This window comes from Virgibacillus senegalensis (genome assembly GCF_000821245.2).
Taxonomy (GTDB): domain Bacteria; phylum Bacillota; class Bacilli; order Bacillales; family Amphibacillaceae; genus Sediminibacillus; species Sediminibacillus senegalensis.
The window spans coordinates 1009965-1033576 of sequence record NZ_LN611424.1 but is presented as its reverse complement, the minus strand read 5'-3'; the positions used below and the strand labels follow the sequence as shown (position 1 = coordinate 1033576).

The window sequence follows — 23612 nt, the reverse complement described above, 5'->3', positions numbered from 1 at the left end:
CACTATATCATCTTTTGGAACAAAAAGGGGGATTTTCTTTCAAAATTTTACAGCTTTTTTTGTGATTTTTCTGTTTTTTCGCTGATAGAACAAATAAATAAATAGAATTGCCAGGATAGCACCGCAAGTATCCAGCACGACATCACCGGCATATGGAGTCCTATTCTGAGTGAAACTCTGATGAAACTCATCTATTGCAGCATATGCAACTGTAATAAAAAGGGAAATGATTATTTGCACTCTGCGCTTAACATCGAGCGTCCTGTTAATGGCGGTAAAAAAACAAAGCAGTAACACGAAGAACACAGCCATGTGTGCTCCTTTTCTTATAAAGAATTCCACAAACCCATATACCCCTAACGAATGGATACTAACCTCCGAATGGTGGTATGAAAACACTATCCCATCTAATGAGGGCGCTAAAAAGTCCAAATCAACGTAATCGGCCATAAAAGGTTTGATATCCTGATCCTCGTATGGCTGGGATGAAGCATAAAAAATCACCACCATCCAGCTGATAGGCAATAACCAATAACTCCATTTTTTCATCTTCTGCATTCCAATCTCCTCATGTCACTGACCTACCTAGCATTATACCAAAAAGAATCGTTTACAACTGTAACAGAGTGGGGGTCAGTCCCCAGATTTGTTTATCAAAATCTTCAGGAGTGGATCTTAGCATGTCCCCTCATTAAAAGGGCCAGAAGCTTTCCGCTATTGTTAAATCTCGCTTTAACACTTTAGAGCGCTAACAGGATGAGGGACTGACCCCAAACTGCTCCCACGCCCAAATAACGTGAAACACCCGGAGGGCGTTTTTCCCTCCGGGTGTCCAGGTTTTTTCGTACTATTTATTTATCCTGGTTGATTCGCCAACGATTAAATTCGAGAAACTCTCTGAATTGTTCTTTAGAAACTCCGGATTCCATGGCATCTTGAACGAGCTCCAGCCAATCCTCGTCCAGCTGCTTCTTCATTTCTTCGCTTTCTTCTTTCATTAGCAGCTCATTGATGGACACTCCCAGTACCGCGCCTACTTTTTCCATAAATTGTATAGAAGGATTCGTTTGCAGGTTTCTTTCTATTGAACTTAAGTATGATTTTGCCACGCCAGCTTGTTCTGCCAATTCAGATAAGGACATTTTTTTCTCTTGGCGCAATTGTTTGATTTTATCCCCGATCAAGGCCATTCACCTTCTTTCAACCAGATTATATCACAAGAAAGGCGAATGGTTCTATATAAAGCACGTAAAAGCCACACAGTTATTTGCTATTTACAGAAGATTGCTTGGACAAAAATATTTTCACTTCATCAATCTGCAGTCCGATCTGCTTTGCTTCTTCCATAAGGTGAATCCAATCTCTATCCAGAATTTTTTCGTCCAACGTTTTCAACATACGGTTTACCCTCCAATATTCTGTCAGGCAGCACAGCCATCCTAGCACCAAGGTGCTTTAGATCTGTTGCTTTGCGTCCTTATTTTTCAATAAGTTTGCCTTTTACTGAAGAAGCAATGTTATATTGAAAATATACTATAATTTCCATGGATTTCCTATGGGTTGTTTTTGTCTAATAACTACTAGTTTTGTAAAGGAGAGCGAATCAGACTCATTCATTTATACTATAATTAAGACAAAATGCTGCTTGATTCGAGGGAATCTAATGAGACCCTGCTTTTTCGTAAAAATTCCCGGGCTAATAGCCCTAATTTGATTAGCAATCTTATAAAAATTGGCGGATTGTAGGGGTTAATGTCTGTTGTTTTGCTAAGTGATTACTGATAAATTTAGTTTGAATGTAAACGATTTTCAGATTTCAAGATTACCGTTCATTAATATAGAAGAGAAAACGTTGAAAGAGGGATGGAACGGGTGAAAAAAATAGCGTTTCTAATCATGGCAGTGGGTATAGTGTTAGCAGGATACGGCGCCATCCAGTTAGTGCAAACGGGACAGTCCCAGCAAAAAAGCCTTGCTGAGGCTCATTTACTATTAAAGGAAAGAAACTCCTCTGAAACGAAACAAAATAACCCAACCATAATTGATAAGCAACACGGCGATGCAGCTTATCTTCCGGAGCAAGGAGAAACTGCCGGAATTCTTGCTATCCCGAAAATAGGTGCGGAGCTGCCAATTGTAGAAGGAACCGACCCGGACGATTTGGAAAAAGGAGTTGGCCATTACAAGGGAACAGCATATCCTACCGAGAATGACCAAATTGTACTATCAGGACACAGAGATACGGTTTTCCGACGAATGGGCGAAGTAGAAATCGGTGATATTTTTATTGTTAAACTTCCTTATGGAGAGTTTCGCTATCAAATGGAAAGTGCCAGAATTGTCGATGCTAATGATCGGACAATAATCAAATCCACAGCGCCCGACGAAGTATTGACGCTGACAACCTGTTATCCATTTTCCTATTTAGGAAACGCCCCACAGCGCTATATCATTACAGCCCTCCCAATCGACTAATCACTGAAGAAACGCGAACCCACTATTCCTGAAGTTAATCCGGCCTTAACTCGGGGACAGTCCCTCAAAACTCATTCCCATACATTTTGACTGATTCAGGGACTGACCCCAAATCACCCTAAATAAAAGTTTTCCTTGCCAAAAATTCATCTAAATCCTATCGCTACAGCATTCTATGAAAAGGAGGGACTGTCCCCTCTTCTTGGCATTTCCTATGTTCCTCTAATTTGGGGACTGACCCCCTGATTGCTGACCCCCTGATTGGACCCCCTGATTGACCCCTTGATTTGCATCCTCTTTTTCAACCTTTTCTTTTTTCAAATTTTTGGTGTTTTTTTGGTTTCTGGTTTAGACGGTAGCTGGGGTATTGAGGTATAATGGGGGTTGGAATCTTTTGACTAGAATGAAGCTTTGTCTTCAAAAACGGAACAATCTTTGTTCTCATTTTGGCCATACGGGTACAACGTTGAGAAATACATACGAGATAGTACGGCTGTATTGTTTACTTGAAGTACGATAAAGAAAGGATGGGTACTGTGAAAAAAATTTATAGTTTGCTAGCTATGATGACATTAATTGCTGTCCTATCAGCTTGTTCCAACGATGAAGTAACACCGGAAGAACGGATGGACGAATTCGTCGACCATTGGAACGAGCAGGACTTTAAAGCAATGTACGATATGGCATCCTCTGAATCAAAAGAGGCTTACCCTACAGAAGAGTTTGTTGATCGTTATGAAAAAATCTATAACGATTTGAACGTAGAAAATTTAAATGTCAGCTATGAGAAACCGGAGGAAGGTGAAGAAAATAGCCAGGAGGATGAGACGGCTAAATTCCCGGTCTCCGTGGAAATGGATACGGTAGGCGGGCCGATTTCCTTTGAATATGATGCTACTTTGAACAAAACAGAGGATGACGAAGGTGAAACCGACTGGGTAGTCAATTGGGATCCCGGCTATATTTTTCCGCAGTTGAAAGACGGAGGCGAAATTTCGTTTCAAACAGAATCTCCAGAACGGGGAGAAATTTTCGATCGAAACGAAAATGGCCTTGCGGTAAATGAGGAAATTTATGAAATTGGCGTAGTCCCAGGGGAATTCGGCGAGGATGCTGAAGAAACGAAAGAAAAGATAGCTTATCTGCTTTCAATGGATGTCGATACAATAAATGCAGCACTGGAAGCAGAATGGGTGCAAGATGATTCGTTTGTTCCTTTGAAAAAAGTTCCAAAAACGAACGAGGAACAATTGGACGCCCTATTTGAACTGGGACCTGTTTTAAGTCAAACGACAACCGGCAGGGTTTATCCCTATGGCGAAGCAGCTTCCCATTTAGTCGGGTATATCGGCTCGGTAACTGCTGAAGAAATAGAGGAAGCCGATCCGGGTGAATATTCAAATAGTGATATCATTGGAAAACGCGGCCTGGAATTATTGTTTGAAGACAGACTAAAGGGTGAACCCGGCGTAACCATCGCTGTAACAAAGGATGGAGAAGAAGACCAGGTTCTGACACAAACCGAAGTGAAAAATGGCGAAGATATTACGGTCACCATCGATGCAGATATTCAGGAATCGATTTACAACTCCTATGAAGACCAGTCCGGCACGGCAGCTGTAGTCCAGCCAAAAACTGGGGAAACCCTTGCGCTCGTGAGTGCTCCAGGATTCGACCCAAACGAGCTGGCTTATGGAATCAGCCAGTCACGACTGGAAGAACTACAGGATGATGAACAGCATCCACTGCAAAATCGTTTCAGTGCAACCTTTGCGCCGGGCTCTTCCATTAAACCAATCACTGCGGCAATCGGACTGGAAGCAGGCGCGATCGATCCGAATGAGGCAATCGAAATCAATGGTCTTAAATGGCAAAAGGATGAATCTTGGGGTGACTATCGTGTAACGCGTGTCTCGGAAGGCAGTCCCGTCGATTTAACGGATGCACTCGTACGCTCAGATAATATTTACTTCGCAAAGCAAGCGTTGGAAATCGGGTCTGACAATCTGATTGACGGTCTGAACCAATTTGGAGTCGGGGAGGACTTCCCTTACACCTATCCAATCGAAGCTTCCTCCGTTTCCAATAACGGGAAAATCGATAGTGAAGCGATGTTGGCCGATACCAGCTACGGTCAAGGACAGTTGGAAATGAGCGCCCTGCATTTGGCAGCGGCTTATACTACCTTGCTAAACAACGGTAATATGATCCAGCCGACCCTGGAGGAAAGCGAAGAAGACGGCCAGGTTTGGAAAGAAGGCGTCGTTAGCGAAGACAACATCTCTATTATCCGTGGTGCACTCCGCAAAGTCGTCTCCGCTTCAAACGGAACGGCTCATAGTGCAGCCTCACTAGACATCAACTTATCTGGTAAAACGGGTACAGCAGAATTGAAAAAAAGCCTGGATGATGAAGATGGCGAAGAAAATGGCTGGTTTGTCACCTATCCTGAAGACGAGGATATGTTAATCTCGATGATGATGGAGAACGTCAAAGACCAAGGCGGCAGCCATATTGTTGTCGACCGCGCTGTCGAAGCATTAGAGGAAATAAAATAACATATCTGCAAAATAGGGAGCTGTTCCAATGGAACGCTCTCTTTTTTTGGCTCTACAATATTTGTTGGGGTTTTAGAAAAATTCCGCATAAAAAATACACACAAGCTCCTATCTCTACTACACTTGAATTGACTAAGAAACAAGCAGATAGGAGTTGTGTGTACATGCATTCTAACATGACATTACCCGGATTAGAAAGTGTTTCTATCAAGAAAGTAGAAGAGGTGGAGGGAGCTTACCACATAGAGGTGGAGATGCCCAGGCAGGCGCAAACCTGTCCGGCGTGTGGTAACCAGACTTCCCGCGTTCATGATTACCGAATACAGAAAATCCAGCACTTAAAGGTATTTGAACGAACCACCTATTTGTTTTACCGCAAACGACGCTATGCCTGTTCCTGTGGTAAACGATTCGCAGAAGCCAATCCGATGGTGGACCGTTATCAGCGTCATTCAAGAGAGTGGAACCAGGCACTTGGCCTTCGGGTGATCCAGGGGATGAACTTCAAGGATACCGCTGCGCAGTTCCGTACCTCACAAGCTACAGCCATTCGCCGGTTCGATCAGGTGGCCACACCAGAACTTCAAGAGGTGGAAGAGCTTCCAGAAGTGATTGCGATTGATGAATATAAAGGCGATACCAATGCGGGGAAATACCAGGTCATCATTGGCGATGGAGAGACCGGAAATCCAATAGATATCCTGCCTGATCGATCCGTCAAAACCGTCAAGCAGTACCTTCGGGAAAAAGGGGGTAATGTCCGGAAGGTCATCATGGACATGAGCTATAGTTTTAAGTCAGCTGTCCGGAAGGCGGTGGGAAGCCCCATCATTGTGGCCGATCGTTTCCATTTTTGTCGGTATATTTATTGGGCTTTGGAAAAGGTGCGCAGGCGAGTCCAAAAGAACTTCCATGAATACGACCGGAAAAAGTGTAAACGGATGAAACATATCTTTTACAAGAAGCAGGAGGAACTAACCGAGAAGCAGCGCTGGTATCTGAACCGATACCTCGATCTATCGGATGAACTACGAGTCGCCTATAAGCTGAAAGAGGCTTTTCGCAGCTGGTTTGAAGAGGCAAAAGCAATGGGGAAAACCGATATTGGCTATGTAAAACAACGATTGTATCAGTATTATGACCGAGTGAAGCAAAGTGGTATGGAAGAATATCTACAAGCGATTGGCACCTTGAAGAATTGGCAGACAGAGATTCTGAATAGCTTTGCGCTCGATTATAGCAATGGGTTTATTGAAGGATTGAACAACCAAACGAAAGTCATCAAACGGAATGCTTTTGGGTTTCGTCGTTACGATCGCTTAAGAACGAAAGTGTTATTACATCATCAACTGAAGGAATTCAGGGGCTTTCAAGTGGGTTAAGGAGTAGGAGCAAATTTCTCCCACCCCAACATTTGACGTAGAACCCTTTTTTTTACATCTGCTTCCGATTTTTCTTTTATCTAAGTTGGCTTCGTGCTAGTAAAATCCTTCACACCCTCAAAAAACTTTCCCTTTTCAAAAAAAATACAATAAGAAAGGACTACCAGTTAGATAGTCCCTTTGCTGTCCTCTATTCCAAATTGGTATGCTGTTGTTTAAGTGCTTCATGATTTGTATTTTTAAACGTTTCCATCGCATAGATGACAGAAGCGTCCAACACTAAATGCAACGTTTGGTCAAATTGATTACCTAGCGGCTGGATCGTATCAGGTTCATACGGGAGCCGTTTTTTTGTTGCTGTCGGAAGGTAGATAGCATGGTCAGCCAGCTTGCTCAACGGTGATTCAGGATTGGCAGTAACTGCTGCTACCTTAGCACCAACTTCCCGTACTTTTTCGGCTTTCGTGAACGTACCGCCGGTCGACCCAGATCCTGACAATGCAACATACAAGTCACCGTCCGCTATACTTGGCGTGATGGTCTCTCCTACGACATACACAGGAAAGCCGGCGTGCATCAGCCGCATGGCAAAAGCTTTTCCCATCAGTCCTGTACGTCCTTCCCCATCGACAAAAATCCGCCTTGCACTGTTCAATTCTTCTGCCAGTTGCTTGACGCTATCCTGGTCAATCCGTGCAAGAACGCCGGTTATTTCTTTTCCGATCGTATCGATAATTGCTGACATATCCTTCATTTGATCATCCCTTTAATCGTTTTTGCCGCTTCTTCCCGGTTCGCTGCTTTCGTGATCGCACTTCCGACAATGATTACATCCGGCTGATACTTAAGAAATGCTGGCAAGCTGTCCTGATTAATTCCTCCTGCGACAGCAGTTTGGACACCTGTCAGTCCTTCCACCAAATCAAAATGTCCGGCATCCAGTCCACCGGTTTTCTGCTCATCTTTGCCTATATGCAAGGAGAGCAAGTCTGCCCCACTCTCCACAAGTTGATCTACCTTGTCGCGGCTACGGATTCCAAGCAAATCGACCATGATCTGTTTGTCCGCGTGATTGGCGACTTCTATACAATCCTTGATTGTCTGTAGTGGGGCGAATCCCATGACGGTGGCAATGTCTGCTCCTGCATCCAATGCAAGTGCCGTTTCATGCTTGCCTGCATCGCAAATTTTCATGTCTGCAACCAGTGTTTTATCCGGATAGGTTCGTTTCATCTCTTTGATTATTTCTATCCCAAATTCTTTGATGACTCCCGTTCCGATTTCGATATAATCAACGGAATCTTTTACCGAAGCGATTACCGAAAAACATTCTTCCCACGGCAGTCGATCCAAGGCAACCTGCAATTTCATCCTCCAACACTCCTCCTTTGTGTGCTACCGCTCAACCCTTTTTTTCTCTCCTATCTTTTCCAATACTTCATCCAAGTCAGGCAATCCTTCGTTGTCACCAGCTACGGAAACAACAAGCGCACCAACTGCGTTGGCAAACGTCAGCATTCGTTCCGGTTTCCAGTTTTGATTCCAGGCATAGATAAAACCTGCATCGAAACCATCACCGGCTCCGACGGTATCAACCACTTTTCCTACGGGAAACCCGGGAACTTGAAAGCGCTGACCGTTCATGTATCCAACACTGCCTTCAGCCCCTTTTTTAATGACAATGGCTTCGATTTCATAAGGACGCAGCTGCTCGACCAATCCTGCTTCCTCCTCTTCTATTTCAAACAGAAAGCTTAACTCTTCAATTCCGGCCAACAGGATATCGACATCTGGAAGAAACGATTTCAGTACGTCCCTCGCTTTTTCTTCGCTCCAAAGCTTCAGTCTGATATTCGGATCAAACGAAACCTTTAAACCGTGTTTCTTGGCAAGCGATATCGCTTTTCTGATCAAGTCTATATTTTTTTCGGATATTGCCGGGAATACCCCTGTGACATGCAGGATTTTCGCCTGTTTGATATAGGCTTCGTCTATATCGTCCAACGTCATCGTTTCGGTCGGTGATTTCTCCCGATAATAAAACGTTTTGCCTTCTCCGGAGTCTCGGATTTCTTTAAAATTGAGTGAAGTTGGGTACCCCTCGACAAGCCTTGCTTCTGTCACATCTACCCCTTCCCCGCGCATGAAGTTAAGGATGTATTTTCCAAACTCATCCTTCCCCACACGGCTAATCCAGCCGCTGTGCATTCCAAGCCTGGCACAGCCGACAGCAAAATTCAGCTCTGCTCCGCCCACTTTTCTCTCAAACTCATTCACGAACCGCATCGGTCCTGTATTTTTGGGATTGAAGGTGATCATCCCGTCTCCAATTGTTAATACGTCCAGCATGTAAAACACTTCCTTTTTCTGAAAGTAGAAAAGCAGCCGAACTGACGCCCGGTGCGCTTGGCTGCTTTCCATTTTCTATTTAAATGTCAAACATCGTCGGCAGCCACATAAAGATGGCCGGGACAAATGCTATAAGCAAAATGACTACTAGAATAATCCCGATATACGGTAAGACTGCACGAAATGATTTTCCGATTTGCAGCTTCGCTATCTGGCTTGCCAACAGAAGGCATAACCCATATGGCGGTGTTACCAATCCAATGGCCAAACACATCATTATCACGACTCCGATATGAATGGGGTCCACTCCCAAATTCAACGCAGTCGGCAAAACGATAGGGACAAACAAGATGATAGCCGGAACCGTATCGAGAATCATGCCAATCAACAAGAATAAAAGGATAACCGCAACGATGAACAACCATTTATACGGCATATATTGGGTGAAGAAATTACCGATAACAACCGGCAAATTGTAATAGCTGATCAGACGTCCTAATGCACTAGCAGCTGACAAAGCAAACAATGTAAGCGAGCTTAGCTTTAATGTGTCATATAGAATTGGCATCATGTCTTTTATCTTGATGGTGCGATAAAAGAAAAAGGAAAGAATAAAAGCATAGATACAAGCAATGACCGCCGCTTCTGTCGGTGTAACGATACCTGCGACGATTCCACCCAAAATAATGATCGGTGTCATTAGCGGCGGCAAGCTTTTCATACCTTCTTTTAGTACCTCGCCAACCTTCATTCGCTGGTGACTTGGATAGCCATGCTTTTTCGCGATGAAGTTCACAAAGATCATTTGCGCAAGCCCGATTGCAAGTCCTGGTATAATACCGGCCATGAACATCTTTCCTACGGATACATTGGCGATACTTCCGTAGATTACCATCGGAATACTTGGCGGAATGATCATCCCCATCGTTGAAGATGCGGCGGTTACTGCCACAGAGGTTTCCTTGCTGTAATTTTCCCGCAGCATGTTCGGGATAAGGATTTTTCCGACTCCGGCCGTATCAGCTGTGGAAGCCCCGGAGATCCCCCCAAAAAACATGGAAACAACAATGTTTGCCTGTGCGAGTCCGCCTTTAATATGTCCTACAAGTGAAACAGCGAACTTGATCAGCATATCGGAAATTTTTCCTTGGTTCATGATGTTGGCGGCAAGAATAAATAACGGAACCGCCAGAAGGATGAAAGAATCAAGTCCGGAAAACATCCGCTGAACTACCGTAGTCATCGGAATAGTATCAAGCATGGCTATTCCTACGTAAGCCGTCACAGCGATGACAAATGCGATCGGCAATCCGATAATCAGTAAAACAGCAAACAGCAGAACGAGCAATAGACCTGTCATGCTTGATACCCTCCTTTATCTCTGCGGTATTTGTTGAATTCCTCGACAAGGCTTTCCAATGCATAAATCATGAACGTCACACCGGTAATCGGCAGTACCAGCCACATATACCCCTGCTTCAACTGCGGCATGCTGTTAACCGTCCAACCCCAGAATTGCTGACTGATTTCATAACCATCGGAAACCATAATATAACCGAACCAGATCAAGATCACCTGGATAATGACCTGCAGGACCAATAACGGCAACCCTTTCAACTTATCCAGTAAAATCGTCAGCTTGAAATGCTCCTTCTCGCGTAAGGTAATTGCCGCTCCGAAAAAGACCATCCAAATAAAGGAATAAGTTGCAATCGTGGCCGCCCAAAACACGGAGATACCCGGAATATAACGGGAGGCAACCTGTAGGATGACACACACCATAAAGATGATAAAGAAGATTGCCGCCAATACTAATTGAACCTTTGCTAACCCATTAATCCATTTCTTCACCCAAAACACCCCTCCATCTAAAAACCAACCCACCAAGCGCATCCCCTATAGAGATTTATGGGGTCAGTCCCCTAATGCTGTTCCACGCTAATTCACCCTGCTCCGGGGTCAGTCCCCACTCCTGTAAAAAAGCCGCCATTTCAGCATTTCGCTCTTTTTCCAAGCTTCAAATTGGTGGAATGGGGTCAGTCCCCGGAAGTCCTCCACTAGAGCAAATCATGCAAGAGTTCTCGTGGTAGGGACTGTCCCCCAACTCCATCTTTGTTCCTCTATTTCCAGCAGCCGCCTGCATTTCTGGTTGTCCCCCAACAACTTTGTAATGCGGGGCAGCGGGTGTTTGGTTTTTTATTTGAACTGTTTATTGAACCCCTTTGTTTTCTTATTGAACTTGCCCAAGATGAGCTTATTTCAATTCCTGTACGATTTGATACAAGTCTTCCATACCAAGCTTTTTAACTGCATCTTGTCTGATCTGTTCTGTTGCATCAATAAATGGTTGCTTATCAACTTCGTAGACTTCTACCCCTTCGTCTTCCATTGCCTTCAACGATTCTTCTGCTAGTTGATCGTCAGCTTCAAGTGCTGCTTTCGTAGCTTCTTCAGCCGCTTTATCAAATGCTGTTTTCTGTTCATCGTTCAATTGGTCGTAAACTCTGTCAGCAGTGAAGAAAAGACGCGTGGTGAAATCATGCTCAGTTTCGGAAATATATTTTGCCTGTTCATAGTGACTTGCTTGATAGATATTGGTAAAGTCATTTTCTGCTGCGTCGATTACTTTGTTTTGTAACGCTTGATACATTTCATTCCAAGCTACGTTAGCCGGCTGTGCACCAAATGCTTTCCAAGTGTCTTGAACGACAGGTGAATTTTGCACACGTACTTTTACGCCTTTCAAATCTTCCGGCTTTTCAATCGGTTTGAAGCCGTAATAGTTTCGCACACCTGCTGACCAGTAACCAAGCATTTTGAAAGAGGTATTTTCTTCGATTCTGTTAAAAATGGTTTCCCCAACTTCTCCATCCACAACTTTTTTCCAATGGTCACGACTTTCAAATAGGTAAGGAAGCGCGAAGAAATCTACGTCCTGAACCGCTTGGGTCATGAATCCAGGAGAAGCTGCTACCAAATCAACGGATCCAGATTCCAGGTTTTGCACCAATTCATCTTCATTACCGCCTAAAGCGCCGTCCGTGTGGATTTCAACGGTTACATCCCCATCGGTTTCTGACTCAATCACTTCTTTAAATTTTTCAAAGCCTGTAGCAAACGGACTATCTGCATCCAACTGTGTAGCTGCAATCAAGTTAACGCTTCCATTTTCAGCAGCATTGCTGTTTTCCGTTTCTGTGCCTCCGCATGCTGTCATAACCGATAAGATTAGTGCAGAAAAAATAACTCCTAATCGCTTTTTCATCTTACATTACCCCTTTGTCTAATATTTTTGTTTCGCTCGATTCCCTAATATTGATTGTCGCTTCGAACACATACTTTTTATCTTCCACTGGTTTGTGGTCGATCAAATCCATTAGCAGGCTTGCTGCTTTCTGGCCCATTTCATAGAATGGTTGATTGATAGTTGTAATAGGTGGTTCGTGCAGTTCTGCCAGATGTACTTCATCAAATACCATGACCGCCAAATCCTCCGGAACCTGTATGTGCTGTTGCTTAATAAATTTCACCAGTTCAATCAAAACGAGGTCACTGGCTGCCAAAATAGCTGTCGGAGGCTCTTCAAGTTCCAGCATCTCCTTACAAACTTCAAAGACATCGTCCATCTCGACATGATGAAGGTAGGCATCGTTTATCGGAATATCCGCCTGTTGTAACGCTTGCTTATACCCTTCGACTCTTTCCCTTCTTGTACTAACCTTCAACGGAGCCGTTATCAAGGAAATCCGCCTATGACCTGCTTCAATCCAATGGTTGATCGCTTGTTCGGTGATTTTCTGATTATCTACAACCACTGTCGGGATTTCAAGGTCATCGATATAACGGTCTAAAAATACGACCGGAATATTTCGTTCTTTCAACCTTTGATAAAGCTCACGATTGTAATTCGTCGGGACGACGATCAAACCGTCTATTTGCTTGGCCAGAAGCATTTCCACGTATTTTTGCTCTTTTTCCGGATCATCATCGGCATTGCAGATAATCGTATGATATTCATAGTTGTAACAATAGTCTTCAATCGACCTGCTGACGACAGTGGAATACCGATGCAAAATATTAGAGATAATCACGCCTATCGTAAGCGTTTTCTTTTGTTTCAAGCTTCTGGCCACTGTGTTCGGATGAAAACCTAGTTCCTCAATGGCTTCGGCCACTTTCTTTTTTGTTTTTTCCCCCATATAATGATATCGCTTGTTCACAAACTGGGAAACCGTGCTAGGTGACACGCCAGCTTTTCTTGCGACATCCTTTATCGTGACTGTTTTTATAACCCTGCCCCCCTCTCCCTTACCCCTGTACTTGAAAAAGGTAGTGTAAAAGATTAGCAACCGCTTTTTAATAAAACGGTTTAGTAAATCGATTTAGTTTGAGTATAATGTAAACGCATTCAAATTACAACCGGTAAAATCAATAGATTGCTAAATTTGTCGAAAAAACAAAAAGTGTAGGGGGTAACGTTAGTCAGTCATAGTATCTATAACAAGGGATATTTAATTTCAACAAAAAAACCACCCTCAAAAGGATGGTTTTAAAAACCGAAATAGCTATTCCTGATCATAAAGATGACAGGCAACCCAATGATTTGATTCTTTTTCCAAGAATGCTGGTTTTTCTAAAGTACATCTCTTGTGTGCCTTTGGGCATCTCAAATGAAACGGACAACCAGAGGGCGGATTAGCCGGATCAGGTACATCCCCCTTTAATATAATCCTTTCCTTTTTAACAGACGGATCATGTGAAGGGATAGCGGAAAGAAGAGATTGTGTATAGGGATGCAGCGGGTTGTGATACAAATCTTCAGTATTGGACAGTTCCATCATTTGGCCCAAATACATGACACCTACTCGGTCACTTATATGCTTCACCACATTTAAATCATGTGAGATAAATACATAGGTTAGTTTTAAATCTTTTTGCAACTCGATCAAAAGATTTAAAATCTGAGCTTGTATGGACACATCAAGTGCAGACACCGCCTCATCTAAAATGACCAGCTGGGGGTGAAGAATCAGAGCACGGGCAATGCTGATTCGTTGACGTTGTCCCCCGCTGAATTCGTGAGGATGCCGATTAATTTGTTCTCTCGAGAGTCCTACTCTTTCTGCAATTTCTATAACTTTTTGTTCTGCTTCCTTTTTGTTTGTGATTCCATGTGTAAGCAACGGTTCCAAAAGCAATTTTTTCACAGTCATTCTCGGATTCAGTGAACTGTAGGGATCCTGAAAAATAAGCTGTAAATCCTTTCTTATTTTTCGAAATTCTCTTTTCGAGTAATCTAATAGATTTACCCCTTTAAAGAAAACCTCCCCCTCGCTAGGTTCTAAGATTCTTAAAATAGAACGCCCCGTAGTGGATTTCCCGCAGCCGCTTTCTCCTACTAAAGCGAAGGTTTCATGTTCTTGAACTTCAAAACTTATATCATTAACAGCTTTCACATGGCCTTTCGTTCTTTTAAATATTCCTTCTTTTACAGGAAAATACTTTTTAAGATTTTTCACTTCCAGAACTGCTGGTTGATCACCCATTGACTACTTCCTCCTCCCCGTATAGCCAACATTTACTCTTATGATCTGCATCTACTGAAAACAATGGTGGGGCTTGGCTATGACAGATTTCCATTACATGAGGACACCTGGAAGCAAAACGGCATCCTCCTGTCAATTGCTTGGGTGATGGAACATTACCTGGTATAGAATATAATTTTTTCGATTTGTCCCCTAGTGATTTCACTGATTCAAGCAATCCCACCGTATAAGGATGGGTTGGATTTTTAAATAACGTTGTTACAGCTGCTTCCTCCACTACTTCGCCAGAGTACATTACGGCAACCCTCTCACATGTTTCCGCTATGACCCCCAGATCATGAGTGATCATTAAAATAGAAGTATCATAGGTATCCGTAAGTTCATTCATCAAATCAAGAATTTGCGCTTGAATGGTTACATCCAGTGCCGTCGTTGGTTCATCCGCAATAAGAAGCTTTGGATGACAAATTAGCGCAATAGCAATCATGATTCTTTGTCTCATTCCTCCAGACAATTGGTGGGGGTATTCTTTCATCAACTGATGAGGCCTCGGTATCCCTACCTTTTCCAGCATCTCCACAGCCAACTGCCTCATTTGCTTTTTGCTATAACTTCCGTGAAACTTCAATACCTCCATTATTTGATGCTCTATGGGATAAAGGGGATCCAAAGCAGTCATCGGTTCCTGAAAAATCATCGAAATTTCATTTCCTCTGATTTTCAACAATTCTTTTTTGGAGAGTTTCGTTAAGTCTTTTTCTCCATCCAATAGTATGTTCCCATCACTAATAGCAAGAGCATCTGGAAGTAAATCCATAATGGAAAGAGAAGTTAAACTCTTTCCGCTTCCTGATTCACCAACAATTCCATATTTTTGCTTTTTATCTATTGTAAGGTTGATGCTATTGATCACATTGAATTTTTTACGATCTGCATGCAAATCTATGGAAAGATCTCTAATTTCAAGCAACGAACTCACGGCAGATCCCTCCTTAAAGCGTTCAATCGGAGAAATGATAGTGGCTGAGTATGCGAGATTTTGCCCATTATTACAGGATGATCTGCTCCAGTGGCAGACGGGATTTGGTTGTACTGGCCACATAGACTGTGAAAACCTAGAATGGCAAAGGCAATAGCTTCCTTAAAATCACTGGATAGTTGGAAATCCTCATGCTTGTAAACTGTTTTGTTCGGGAGATACCGACGCAGCTGCTCCATTAAAAATGGATTGTAGCTGCCACCTCCGCCTATCACAACATCATCGATTACGTTATTCGAGGATTCAATAAAACGGGAGTACCCGTCGGCTATTGTTTTAGCAGTCCAGGCGGTAACTGTAGCCACAATATCTTCCTGACGCAAATCATCGGTCTCCCTCATAATAGAATCTACAAAGGAACTTCCAAAAAGCTCACGGCCAGTAGTCTTAGGAGGTTCCATTGAAAGATATGGTTGCTCCATAAGCTTCTCCAATAATTTCTGATTCACTTCTCCACTGTAAGCAATCGCCCCATCTTTATCATAAGCTTGCTTTCCTTCTGTTATTCTATAAACAACCTCATCTATTACCATATTTCCGGGCCCAGTGTCAAAAGACATTATCTGATCTCTCTTTGCATTTCTTGGTATATATGTAACATTTCCAATTCCGCCAATATTTTGAATGGCCCTGGAACGTTCGTGATTATTAAAAAGAATATAATCGACAAACGATACCAGAGGAGCTCCCTGTCCACCTGCAGCCATATCTGCGGTTCGGAAATCTCCAACAGCGGTTATTCCTGTTACTTCTGATAACATCGACAAATCTCCTATTTGCAAAGTACCAGGCACATCTGTTACATTTTTTCCACCTGTTGGCTTGTGAAAAATTGTTTGACCATGGGAACTGACAAAAAGAACATCTTCTTTACCTATATTCGCTTTGTTTAATAGGTCGTTGACTATCTTTCCCATCTCTTTTCCCAAAAACATATTCATGGAACAAATTTTTTCTAGTGATGCTGTCTCCGGATCACATAATTCTTTTAGTGCTTGTCTTATTTCTGGATCGTATTCATGGGATAAAGACTCTACTAACCTAACTCGCGTGTCGGGTGAAACTCCTTCTATTTCTATCAGTACAGCGTCTATGCCATCAAGAGAAGTACCTGACATTAAGCCGACCCCTAATTGTTTATTCATAATCCCACCCCTGTCTTGCTGAATTAATCGCTTGTACTACCAATCCATTGTTTTCACGGAGAAATTTTCGGGAAGCACTTCTACTTAGGTTTGTCTCGAGCATGATTAAGGCTTCTTTTATGCTCCATTCCGATTCCAGCAAGGTAGCATGTGCTACAGGTTCCGATACAGAAGCCAATTTACTTACAATACGACAAGCCCTTCTTCTCAATTTTTCATTTGTTGCCTGAAGATCCACCATATAGTTCTGATAGACCTTTCCAAGTTTCACCATCGTTGTTGTGCTTAACATATTCAACACCATTTTTTGTGCTGTTCCTGCTTTCATTCTCGTTGAACCTGTCACAACTTCGGGTCCTGTTACAGCCTCAATAGCAACATCCGCATAATTGGAAATAACAGAGGCAGGGTTACATGAAATACTTACAGTGCTTGCATCCATTAATCCTGCATGCTTTAAAGCCCCTATAACATAAGGTGTAGAGCCGCTTGCAGCGATTCCGACAACTATGTCCTTGGAGCACAGTTCTTCTTCAGACAAATCAACAGCGGCTTGATTTTCATCATCTTCCACTCCTTCAAGGGAATGAACAAGCGCATAGTATCCTCCTGCAATTAATCCTTTCACCAAGTTAGGTGGCGTGTTGTATGTTGGTGGACATTCAGATGCATCCAAAACTCCTAATCTCCCACTTGTCCCTGCACCGACATAAAACAAGCGGCCACCGTTTTTAATACTTGCAACAATTAAGTCAACTGCGCTTTGGATATTAGGTATTTGTTGTTTTACTGCCGAAGCAACGGAGTTATCTTCCTCATTTATGAGTGTCAATATTTCCTCTGTGCTCATTTCATCAATGTTTCTGCTTAATCGATTGGTCTCCTCAGTAACAAGATGGCTTTTTTTCACGTCCATACGCAACGCTCCTCGTGTACTATTTCATTTTAGGATCTAAAATATCTCTTAAACTATCTCCAAAAAGATTGAAGCAAAAGATGGTGAATACGATCGCGCCTGCAGGGAATAAAATCGTCCATGGAGCGAACTCCATATAAGTCCGGCTTGCGTCAAGCATTACTCCCCATGAAGGATTTGGAGGTTGAATACCCAAACCTAAGAAGCTTAAGGCCGCTTCTGTCAGTATTGCTCCAGATAAAGCCAGGGTAATTTGGACGATAAAAGGAGCAAGTATGTTTGGTGTTATATGCTTGAAAATAATATTTAATGGAGATACACCTATCGCCACAGCACTTGTAATATACTCATTCTCTTTCACAGCGATAACTGCTGCCCTAACTGTCCGGGTAAATACGGGAGTAAAGACAATGCCTATCGCTATCATGGTATTCGTTAAACTAGGGCCCAAAACCGCGACTATGGCCAAGGCAAGTAAAATATCAGGAAAAGCAAAAAAGACGTCCATAATTCTCATAATCACCTGATCTACTTTTCCTTGAAAGTATCCACTAATCAAACCGAATATCAACCCACAGCCCGCTCCAATTCCTACCGCTATGATTCCCACTTTTAATGATACTTGCGTTCCATAAACAATCCTTGAAAATATATCGCGGCCAAATTCATCAGTTCCAAAAATGAATTGTTTGCTGGGACCTTCCATGGTATGGTCGGTAAACATCTGTTCCGGACTATAGGGGGCGATAACTGGTGAGAGTAAACCAATTATTATAACGACAAAGATTCCCAGAAATCCTATTAAACCGACTTTATCTTTTTTCAATCTTCCCCAAAAATTTTTCATCTCATCACTCTTTTCCCTGATTCTTTCCAATCCTTATTTGTACGTTATCCTTGGATCCAGATAAGAATAAAGAAGGTCAACTAGCAGGTTGATCAATACAAATACAAATGCAATAAAAAGAACTGCTCCCTGGACTACTGTAAAATCTCTTTGCGTAATAGCCGTTAGAACAAGTTGGCCTAAGCCGGGCAGAGAAAAAATTTGTTCGATGATAACTGTTCCTCCCAAAAGGGTACCGATTTGCATCCCAATGATGGTAAGAATCGGAATCATCGCATTCCGCAACGCATGCTGAAAAATGACCACTCTTTCTCTTGCTCCCTTAGCTCTAATAGTCCGAATAAAATCCTGACGCAGAATTTCCAATATGGAGGATCTTGTCATACGCATGACAGCTCCTGCCATCGCGGTACCCAACACAAAGGATGGGAGAATCATGATCTGCAAATTGGTGGCAGGGTCATCAAAGAATCCAACATATCCCACAGGCGGACTATAGGAAAAGAACAAAGCAAAAACCAGAATTAAAACGGTGGCTAAAGCAAAGTTAGGAACGGATACACCTAACAAAGAAATCAGCCGGACTCCAAAATCTGTTTTGGAGTTTCTCTTTATAGCAGCAATTATTCCTAATGGAATAGCGATTATCCAGGAGATGATTGCTGAAATAAGGGTTAACTCAAATGTTAATTTAAAACGATTAAGGATGTCAGGAAGAACTTCTTTGCCTGTTCTCATTGATTCACCAAAGTCTCCTGTAAGAACACCTGCCATCCATTCAACATACTGTTGATAAATCGGCAGGTTTAAACCGAAATCTTCCCGCAGCTGTTGCAGGGATTCCGGGGTAGCATCGGTTCCCAGAATAGTCATGGCCACATCTCCTGGAACGATTCTCATAATGACAAAAATAAAAACGGAAACCCCAAATAATACCGGGATGAGCATTAATAAACGTCTCGCTATGTATGCGTACATTCAATCACCCTCACTACCAAGAGAATAGGAAGGGCTGTAAAAACAGCCCCTAAAATCACTTCTTATAAACCTCTACGATTTCCTCACCATTATGTGGGTAAGGAGTAAATCCTTCGACAGTGTCTCTGACAGCTACATAATTCATAGGAGAAACCAGAAATAGGTTAGGTGATAGATTAATAATTTGCTCTTGTGCCTTTGTATAAATCTCTTGTCGTTCTGTTTTATCTAGCGTTTGCCTTCCTTTTTCCACTAGCTCATCATATTCTTCGTTCGAAAAATTCCACACATTCGCAGAACCTTCGGTGTTAAAGAAGTAATTTAATGAACGATCTGGATCCGTCCCAGAGCCGTTCCGCCCCACCAGAATATCTGCAGAAGTATTTGACCATGTGTCAATGTACTCTCCCCATTCAATTTGGTTGATCTCTGCTTCTACCCCAATCTCTTTCCATTGTTGTTGTAAGAGTTGCGCTGTATCCACCATGTCTGGATATGTTGAGGCAGTAGTAATTACTGTCTTAAAACCATCCGGATAACCCGCATCCGCCAATAATTCTTTCGCTTTTTCTAAATCCCTTTGATAAAGCTCTTCCTCTGTGACATCTATTGCCCAATCTCCCATAGAAGGAGCTACTGGACCCGAAATGACGGCATCGCCATCCCATACTATATCTGCAATGCTTTGACGGTCAGTGGCCAGACTTAATGCTTGACGGACTTTTTCATTATTAAATGGTTCTTTATCGACATTGAATCCAACATAACTGTATTCGAGAGACTGATAATCCATAATATTTACTCCATCTTGATCCTGTAATAAGGAAGCAGATTTGGCAGATAAAGTTGTTAAGTCTACTTCTCCAGTACGGATAGCTGATAGCCTGGAAGATTCCTCTTTCATTGTGCTATAAACTACTTGGTCCAATTTCGGCTGATTCTCCATGTAATAATCTTCATTTTTAACTAAGGTTACATGGTTATCGGGAACCCATTCTTCCAGCTTAAATGGTCCAGTTCCTACAGCTGTTTGCTGTAAGTCTTCATTCTCTTCTACCACCTCTTTAGGTATGACGACAGCACTGGCGTTGGTTAAGTAAGAAAGGAACGTTGCATCAGGTTCACTCAAAGTAAATTTGACCGTATACTCATCTTCCGCTTCGACTTTTTCTATATTGGAAAAATACGATGCGATATGGGAAGCAGTTTCTTCATCCAGAATTCGTTCAAAGCTGTAAACAACATCCTCCGCATTCATTTCACGGCCATTGTGGAATTTAACACCTTCTACCAGATGGAATACATAAGAAGTGTCATCGGGTTGCTCCCAATCTGTTGCCAGTTGTCCTTTCACTTCCATATTCTCATCAAAAGTAAGTAAACCTTCGTAAATTTGGGAGTAAACCCGTATAGAAGAATGTGCTGGTGTTTTGTGCGGATCCAATCCTGCCGGTTCCTGATCATTCGCAATATTCAAAACTTGTTCTTCAGCCGTCTCTCCCTTTACTTCTCCAGTATTCTCTTCTCCTCCTGTTTCATCAGAGGAACATCCGGCAACGATAAGCGAAATAAAAAGGAATAAACACAGCAGCCACTTTTTTCTGTTAATAAACATTTATAAATCCCCCTTTAATTTTTCAAATTCCTTGAGCACTGTTTCAACGATTTCTTTTCTAAAAGGATTGATGTTTTTCGGTTTTTCAACATGAAGACGGTTCGTAAGAATTACTACAGTTAACTGTTTTTCTGGTACAATCCATATAGCTGTCCCTGTGAATCCTGTATGGCCTGCACCTTCAGGAAAGATCCCATTCACTTCCCAACCTAGCCCCCGATTGTGGACTCTCTGGCTGATGCTGTAATCAACCAGTTCCTTACTGATCAATTGCCTGCCTTTATAAACGCCTCCCTTCATATACAGATTTCCCAACTTTATTAAGTCTTCTATATTAGAGAACAAACCAGCATGCCCCGATTCACCAGAAAAGAAGTAAAAAGCGTTCCCATCATTTACAGTGCCTGAGATTGGCTGGTGAGTTGGCCGCCAACCATCAAACACTAGATTCCTATCCTCGCACATTTTCATCTCTATTCTGTTTCCATATTCTGTAGCGGCAATATCGGAATGGCTTGAAGGCTGGTAAGTCAAGGTGGATAATTCTAGTGGTTCTCTTATCATTTTCTGTATAGTTGTTTCTAAAGTTTCGTTAGTCTGTTCTTTAATCACTTCACCTAATAACATGAAGTTTAAGTCACTATACATAACTTCTTGTCTGTTTTCTTCTATTAAATCTATCTCAGCAAGTACTTCAAAAAAATTATTGTTGGGTAATTTCGTATAAAAAGGGTGCCAAGCTTTCAACCCGGATGAATGGGATAATAGCTGATTGATTGTTATGTTAGCTAATGTGGAATGTCGTGATGTAATAGGAAGGCAGTGTTTCAATGTCGTTGAAAGAGAAATTTTCTTGTTAGTGACTAAATGCAGGATTATCGTGGTGGTGAAAATCTTAGTGATGCTGGCTAAATCAAAGATGGTAGTTGCTTTCATTACCTTATTTTTAACCGTATCGGCTTTTCCGTATGCTTTTAGAAAAGCTTCTTGCCCATTAATGGATATAGAGCAAACTCCCCCTGAAAAGAACTTTTTTTGGAGGTATCGCTCAAATATCTGATCTATTTTTTCCATAAAAACCTCCAAAAAATTAAAATCTGTTTTGAATCACATTTCTAGTCTTATCTAAAAATGCAATTGATGTTTGATAGTTCTTAGAGGCTAATCCGGTAAACAAAATATCGACTATATTGAGCTGTGCAATCCTTGAAGCCGTTGCTCCACTTCTAACGCTTTGTTCAAGATTGGAAGCAAATAGATTCACATCTGCTAAACCTTGCACTGCATTATTTCCATAACTTGTTATAGAAATTACAGTAGCCTTATTTTCAAGGGCTATTTTTATCGTGTCGATGACCTCTTTCGTTTCTCCTGAATAAGAAACGGCCAGCACTACATCTTCCTTGGTAAGGTGTACAGCAGAGGTGAGTTGGGAATGACTGTCTGTCAAAGCTTCACACCATTTGTTGATTCTCTTACATTTTTGTTCAAAGTCTTGTGCCACAATTGCAGAAGCCCCTACGCCCACAACTAAAATTCTTCGTGCATTTTCCATCTTTGTAACAGCATCTTCCATGGAGTGCTCATTTAGGACAGATAAGGTAGCTTCGATTGATTGGAGATTATTATTCGAAACAACTTCAATAATTTCTTTCATGCTTGCAGATGTAGTAATGTCTTGATATCTCTCTGAATGACCCTCTCTTTTATTAACGGAAGCAGAAATACTTAATTTTAATTCTCGAAACCCTTTAAATTGGAGGGATCTGCACATTCGGATAATAGTAGCTTCACTAGCTTCGCACTCTTTGGCTAGTCGAGAGATAGGCATCGCTAATATTTTGTCAGGATCTTTTAATATGTATTGAGCTACCTTTCTTTCTGAAGGTTTCAACGTTGTAATTCCTTGTCTGATTCTTTCTAACCCGTCATTCATCCTTAAATCCCCCAATGATACTCGGCCAGTCGTACGGAGTTTTATTTCATATTTTTATATTTTTTATGTAGTTAAACTACATTTTAATAGAAGAAACGACATCGGTCAATATATTGTTTAAATTTTCTTAATATTAAGGTTTACAAAAAACCACCCTCGAAAGGGAGGCCACTGAAAAAGTCCTTTCTAATCCAGAAGAGATTTTAAAGTTTGTTGTTGATTCTCGCGAATCGCTTATCGGTGGATGCTTGCCGCGGGCACGGCCTCAGCTAACTTGGTCAAGAAGATCACTTAACCAAGTGGATCTTCGGCTCGCGCTGTTCCCGCAGGCGTCACCACCGAACGCTCATCGTGGAATCAACAGAGGGGAAATGGCACCGGAAGATGACGTCATTGATCCCAGCTTATTAGCTTACTTCCGTCGTAAACGTCTGAAAGATCCAAACCTTTTAGATTTCCTGATTGGAAAAACCGTAGAGGTCGCGCTTGAGAAAGGCGTGATCCAATCGAAGTCTCTCATCCTTAATGCGACACACACAAAGGCTCGATACAATCAAACATCCCCTCAAGAAGTATTGCGTAGCCGTTCCAAGAACGTCCGTAAAATGATTTATTCTCTCGATGAATCCATGAAGAAAAATTTCCTGAAACCAACCGAAGATACGCTTGAAGCTGAGCTGGACTATTCAGAACGTCTTGTCGAAGTCATTGAAAAGGAACCAAAGCTCGTTTTTATCCCCAAAATCAAAGAACCTCTGAACTTACTGAAAGAGACGATTACAGATGACCAACTGGAATTACAAGAGTCTCAAGATCCTGATGCCTG

Annotated in this window: 22 protein-coding genes, 1 pseudogene and 1 riboswitch; of the genes and pseudogenes, 4 read left to right on the top strand and 19 right to left on the bottom strand. The window is 42.2% G+C overall.

Annotated features, from left to right (window positions below; translation table 11 throughout):
- Positions 1-39 precede the first annotated feature (39 nt).
- The 3 genes from BN1067_RS09110 to sinI all read right to left on the bottom strand — a co-directional run bounded on the left by BN1067_RS09110 (position 40) and on the right by sinI (position 1398).
- Positions 40-558: a VanZ family protein gene (locus BN1067_RS09110; protein WP_324777875.1), complete on the bottom strand. Its 519-nt coding sequence runs from the start codon at positions 556-558 to the stop codon at positions 40-42.
- 293 nt (positions 559-851) lie between these two features.
- Positions 852-1184, bottom strand: coding sequence for a helix-turn-helix domain-containing protein (locus BN1067_RS09105; protein ID WP_053218620.1), 333 nt, complete (start codon positions 1182-1184; stop codon positions 852-854).
- Positions 1185-1263: 79 nt separating this feature from the next.
- Positions 1264-1398, bottom strand: a complete 135-nt coding sequence (gene sinI / locus BN1067_RS09100; protein WP_110943400.1) for a DNA-binding anti-repressor SinI — start codon at positions 1396-1398, stop codon at positions 1264-1266.
- A 23-nt stretch (positions 1399-1421) separates the two neighbouring features.
- A riboswitch (cyclic di-GMP riboswitch) is annotated at positions 1422-1508 on the bottom strand.
- 364 nt (positions 1509-1872) lie between these two features.
- Here sinI and BN1067_RS09095 point away from each other — a divergent pair.
- The 3 genes from BN1067_RS09095 to BN1067_RS09085 all read left to right on the top strand — a co-directional run bounded on the left by BN1067_RS09095 (position 1873) and on the right by BN1067_RS09085 (position 6415).
- Positions 1873-2475: a class D sortase gene (locus BN1067_RS09095; RefSeq protein WP_407701360.1), complete on the top strand. Its 603-nt coding sequence runs from the start codon at positions 1873-1875 to the stop codon at positions 2473-2475.
- A gap of 536 nt (positions 2476-3011) precedes the next feature.
- A complete protein-coding gene (locus tag BN1067_RS09090; RefSeq protein ID WP_053218559.1) occupies positions 3012-5033 on the top strand; it encodes a penicillin-binding transpeptidase domain-containing protein in 2022 nt (673 codons plus the stop codon).
- Between the two features lie 158 nt (positions 5034-5191).
- Positions 5192-6415: an ISL3 family transposase gene (locus BN1067_RS09085; protein ID WP_110943399.1), complete on the top strand. Its 1224-nt coding sequence runs from the start codon at positions 5192-5194 to the stop codon at positions 6413-6415.
- A 190-nt stretch (positions 6416-6605) separates the two neighbouring features.
- On the opposite strand, the gene hxlB is transcribed toward BN1067_RS09085, so the two are convergent.
- The 16 genes from hxlB to BN1067_RS09005 form a co-directional block, all read right to left on the bottom strand.
- Positions 6606-7169, bottom strand: a complete 564-nt coding sequence (hxlB, locus tag BN1067_RS09080; protein ID WP_324777874.1) for a 6-phospho-3-hexuloisomerase — start codon at positions 7167-7169, stop codon at positions 6606-6608.
- Complete coding sequence (hxlA, locus tag BN1067_RS09075) at positions 7166-7786, bottom strand: 3-hexulose-6-phosphate synthase (protein ID WP_053218557.1); 621 nt, start codon at positions 7784-7786, stop codon at positions 7166-7168. The genes hxlB and hxlA overlap by 4 nt, the downstream gene beginning before the upstream one ends.
- 24 nt (positions 7787-7810) lie before the next feature.
- Positions 7811-8764: a sugar kinase gene (locus BN1067_RS09070; protein WP_053218556.1), complete on the bottom strand. Its 954-nt coding sequence runs from the start codon at positions 8762-8764 to the stop codon at positions 7811-7813.
- 79 nt (positions 8765-8843) lie between these two features.
- Positions 8844-10124, bottom strand: coding sequence for a TRAP transporter large permease (locus BN1067_RS09065; protein WP_053218555.1), 1281 nt, complete (start codon positions 10122-10124; stop codon positions 8844-8846).
- The gene (locus BN1067_RS09060) at positions 10121-10615 is read right to left on the bottom strand and encodes a TRAP transporter small permease (protein ID WP_199868496.1); all 495 of its coding nucleotides are present in this window, start codon (positions 10613-10615) and stop codon (positions 10121-10123) included. The genes BN1067_RS09065 and BN1067_RS09060 overlap by 4 nt, the downstream gene beginning before the upstream one ends.
- Positions 10616-11018: 403 nt before the next feature.
- Positions 11019-12029: a TRAP transporter substrate-binding protein gene (locus tag BN1067_RS09055; protein WP_053218553.1), complete on the bottom strand. Its 1011-nt coding sequence runs from the start codon at positions 12027-12029 to the stop codon at positions 11019-11021.
- A gap of 1 nt (position 12030) precedes the next feature.
- On the bottom strand, positions 12031-13113 hold the full coding sequence (locus BN1067_RS09050) for a LacI family DNA-binding transcriptional regulator (protein WP_267893603.1): 1083 nt from the start codon (positions 13111-13113) through the stop codon (positions 12031-12033).
- 216 nt (positions 13114-13329) lie between these two features.
- Positions 13330-14310, bottom strand: a complete 981-nt coding sequence (locus BN1067_RS09045; RefSeq protein WP_053218552.1) for an ABC transporter ATP-binding protein — start codon at positions 14308-14310, stop codon at positions 13330-13332.
- Positions 14303-15289: an ABC transporter ATP-binding protein gene (locus BN1067_RS09040; RefSeq protein ID WP_053218551.1), complete on the bottom strand. Its 987-nt coding sequence runs from the start codon at positions 15287-15289 to the stop codon at positions 14303-14305. Before BN1067_RS09040 ends, BN1067_RS09045 begins: the two co-directional genes overlap by 8 nt.
- The gene (locus BN1067_RS20175; RefSeq protein WP_053218550.1) at positions 15286-16494 is read right to left on the bottom strand and encodes an anhydro-N-acetylmuramic acid kinase; all 1209 of its coding nucleotides are present in this window, start codon (positions 16492-16494) and stop codon (positions 15286-15288) included. Before BN1067_RS20175 ends, BN1067_RS09040 begins: the two co-directional genes overlap by 4 nt.
- On the bottom strand, positions 16487-17410 hold the full coding sequence (gene murQ / locus BN1067_RS09030) for an N-acetylmuramic acid 6-phosphate etherase (RefSeq protein WP_053218549.1): 924 nt from the start codon (positions 17408-17410) through the stop codon (positions 16487-16489). Before murQ ends, BN1067_RS20175 begins: the two co-directional genes overlap by 8 nt.
- A 19-nt stretch (positions 17411-17429) precedes the next feature.
- Entirely contained in the window at positions 17430-18257 is an 828-nt protein-coding gene (locus tag BN1067_RS09025) for an ABC transporter permease (protein WP_053218548.1), read from the bottom strand.
- Between the two features lie 33 nt (positions 18258-18290).
- Complete coding sequence (locus BN1067_RS09020) at positions 18291-19235, bottom strand: ABC transporter permease (RefSeq protein WP_053218547.1); 945 nt, start codon at positions 19233-19235, stop codon at positions 18291-18293.
- A 55-nt stretch (positions 19236-19290) separates the two neighbouring features.
- Positions 19291-20850 carry an ABC transporter substrate-binding protein gene (locus tag BN1067_RS09015; protein ID WP_053218546.1) on the bottom strand — a complete coding sequence of 520 codons (1560 nt, stop codon included), beginning with the start codon at positions 20848-20850 and terminating at the stop codon, positions 19291-19293.
- Positions 20851-21924 carry a serine hydrolase domain-containing protein gene (locus BN1067_RS09010; protein WP_053218545.1) on the bottom strand — a complete coding sequence of 358 codons (1074 nt, stop codon included), beginning with the start codon at positions 21922-21924 and terminating at the stop codon, positions 20851-20853.
- 16 nt (positions 21925-21940) lie between these two features.
- Positions 21941-22786 carry a MurR/RpiR family transcriptional regulator gene (locus BN1067_RS09005; protein WP_053218544.1) on the bottom strand — a complete coding sequence of 282 codons (846 nt, stop codon included), beginning with the start codon at positions 22784-22786 and terminating at the stop codon, positions 21941-21943.
- Positions 22787-23157: 371 nt separating this feature from the next.
- On the opposite strand from BN1067_RS09005, the pseudogene BN1067_RS09000 reads away from it, so the two are divergent.
- Positions 23158-23612: pseudogene (locus BN1067_RS09000) on the top strand (IS5/IS1182 family transposase); the annotation flags it as partial.

Bases quoted from the DNA above. Each gene is read 5' to 3' on its own strand.
- BN1067_RS09110 (WP_324777875.1), bottom strand. From the start codon at position 558: ATGCAGAAGATGAAAAAATGGAGTTATTGGTTATTGCCTATCAGCTGG.
- sinI (WP_110943400.1), bottom strand. From the start codon at position 1,398: ATGTTGAAAACGTTGGACGAAAAAATTCTGGATAGAGATTGGATTCAC.
- hxlB (WP_324777874.1), bottom strand. From the start codon at position 7,169: ATGAAGGATATGTCAGCAATTATCGATACGATCGGAAAAGAAATAACC.
- hxlA (WP_053218557.1), bottom strand. From the start codon at position 7,786: ATGAAATTGCAGGTTGCCTTGGATCGACTGCCGTGGGAAGAATGTTTT.
- BN1067_RS09070 (WP_053218556.1), bottom strand. From the start codon at position 8,764: ATGCTGGACGTATTAACAATTGGAGACGGGATGATCACCTTCAATCCC.
- BN1067_RS09065 (WP_053218555.1), bottom strand. From the start codon at position 10,124: ATGACAGGTCTATTGCTCGTTCTGCTGTTTGCTGTTTTACTGATTATC.
- BN1067_RS09055 (WP_053218553.1), bottom strand. From the start codon at position 12,029: ATGAAAAAGCGATTAGGAGTTATTTTTTCTGCACTAATCTTATCGGTT.
- BN1067_RS09045 (WP_053218552.1), bottom strand. From the start codon at position 14,310: ATGGGTGATCAACCAGCAGTTCTGGAAGTGAAAAATCTTAAAAAGTAT.
- BN1067_RS20175 (WP_053218550.1), bottom strand. From the start codon at position 16,494: ATGAATAAACAATTAGGGGTCGGCTTAATGTCAGGTACTTCTCTTGAT.
- murQ (WP_053218549.1), bottom strand. From the start codon at position 17,410: ATGGACGTGAAAAAAAGCCATCTTGTTACTGAGGAGACCAATCGATTA.
- BN1067_RS09025 (WP_053218548.1), bottom strand. From the start codon at position 18,257: ATGAAAAATTTTTGGGGAAGATTGAAAAAAGATAAAGTCGGTTTAATA.
- BN1067_RS09020 (WP_053218547.1), bottom strand. From the start codon at position 19,235: ATGTACGCATACATAGCGAGACGTTTATTAATGCTCATCCCGGTATTA.
- BN1067_RS09015 (WP_053218546.1), bottom strand. From the start codon at position 20,850: ATGTTTATTAACAGAAAAAAGTGGCTGCTGTGTTTATTCCTTTTTATT.
- BN1067_RS09010 (WP_053218545.1), bottom strand. From the start codon at position 21,924: ATGGAAAAAATAGATCAGATATTTGAGCGATACCTCCAAAAAAAGTTC.
- BN1067_RS09005 (WP_053218544.1), bottom strand. From the start codon at position 22,786: ATGAATGACGGGTTAGAAAGAATCAGACAAGGAATTACAACGTTGAAA.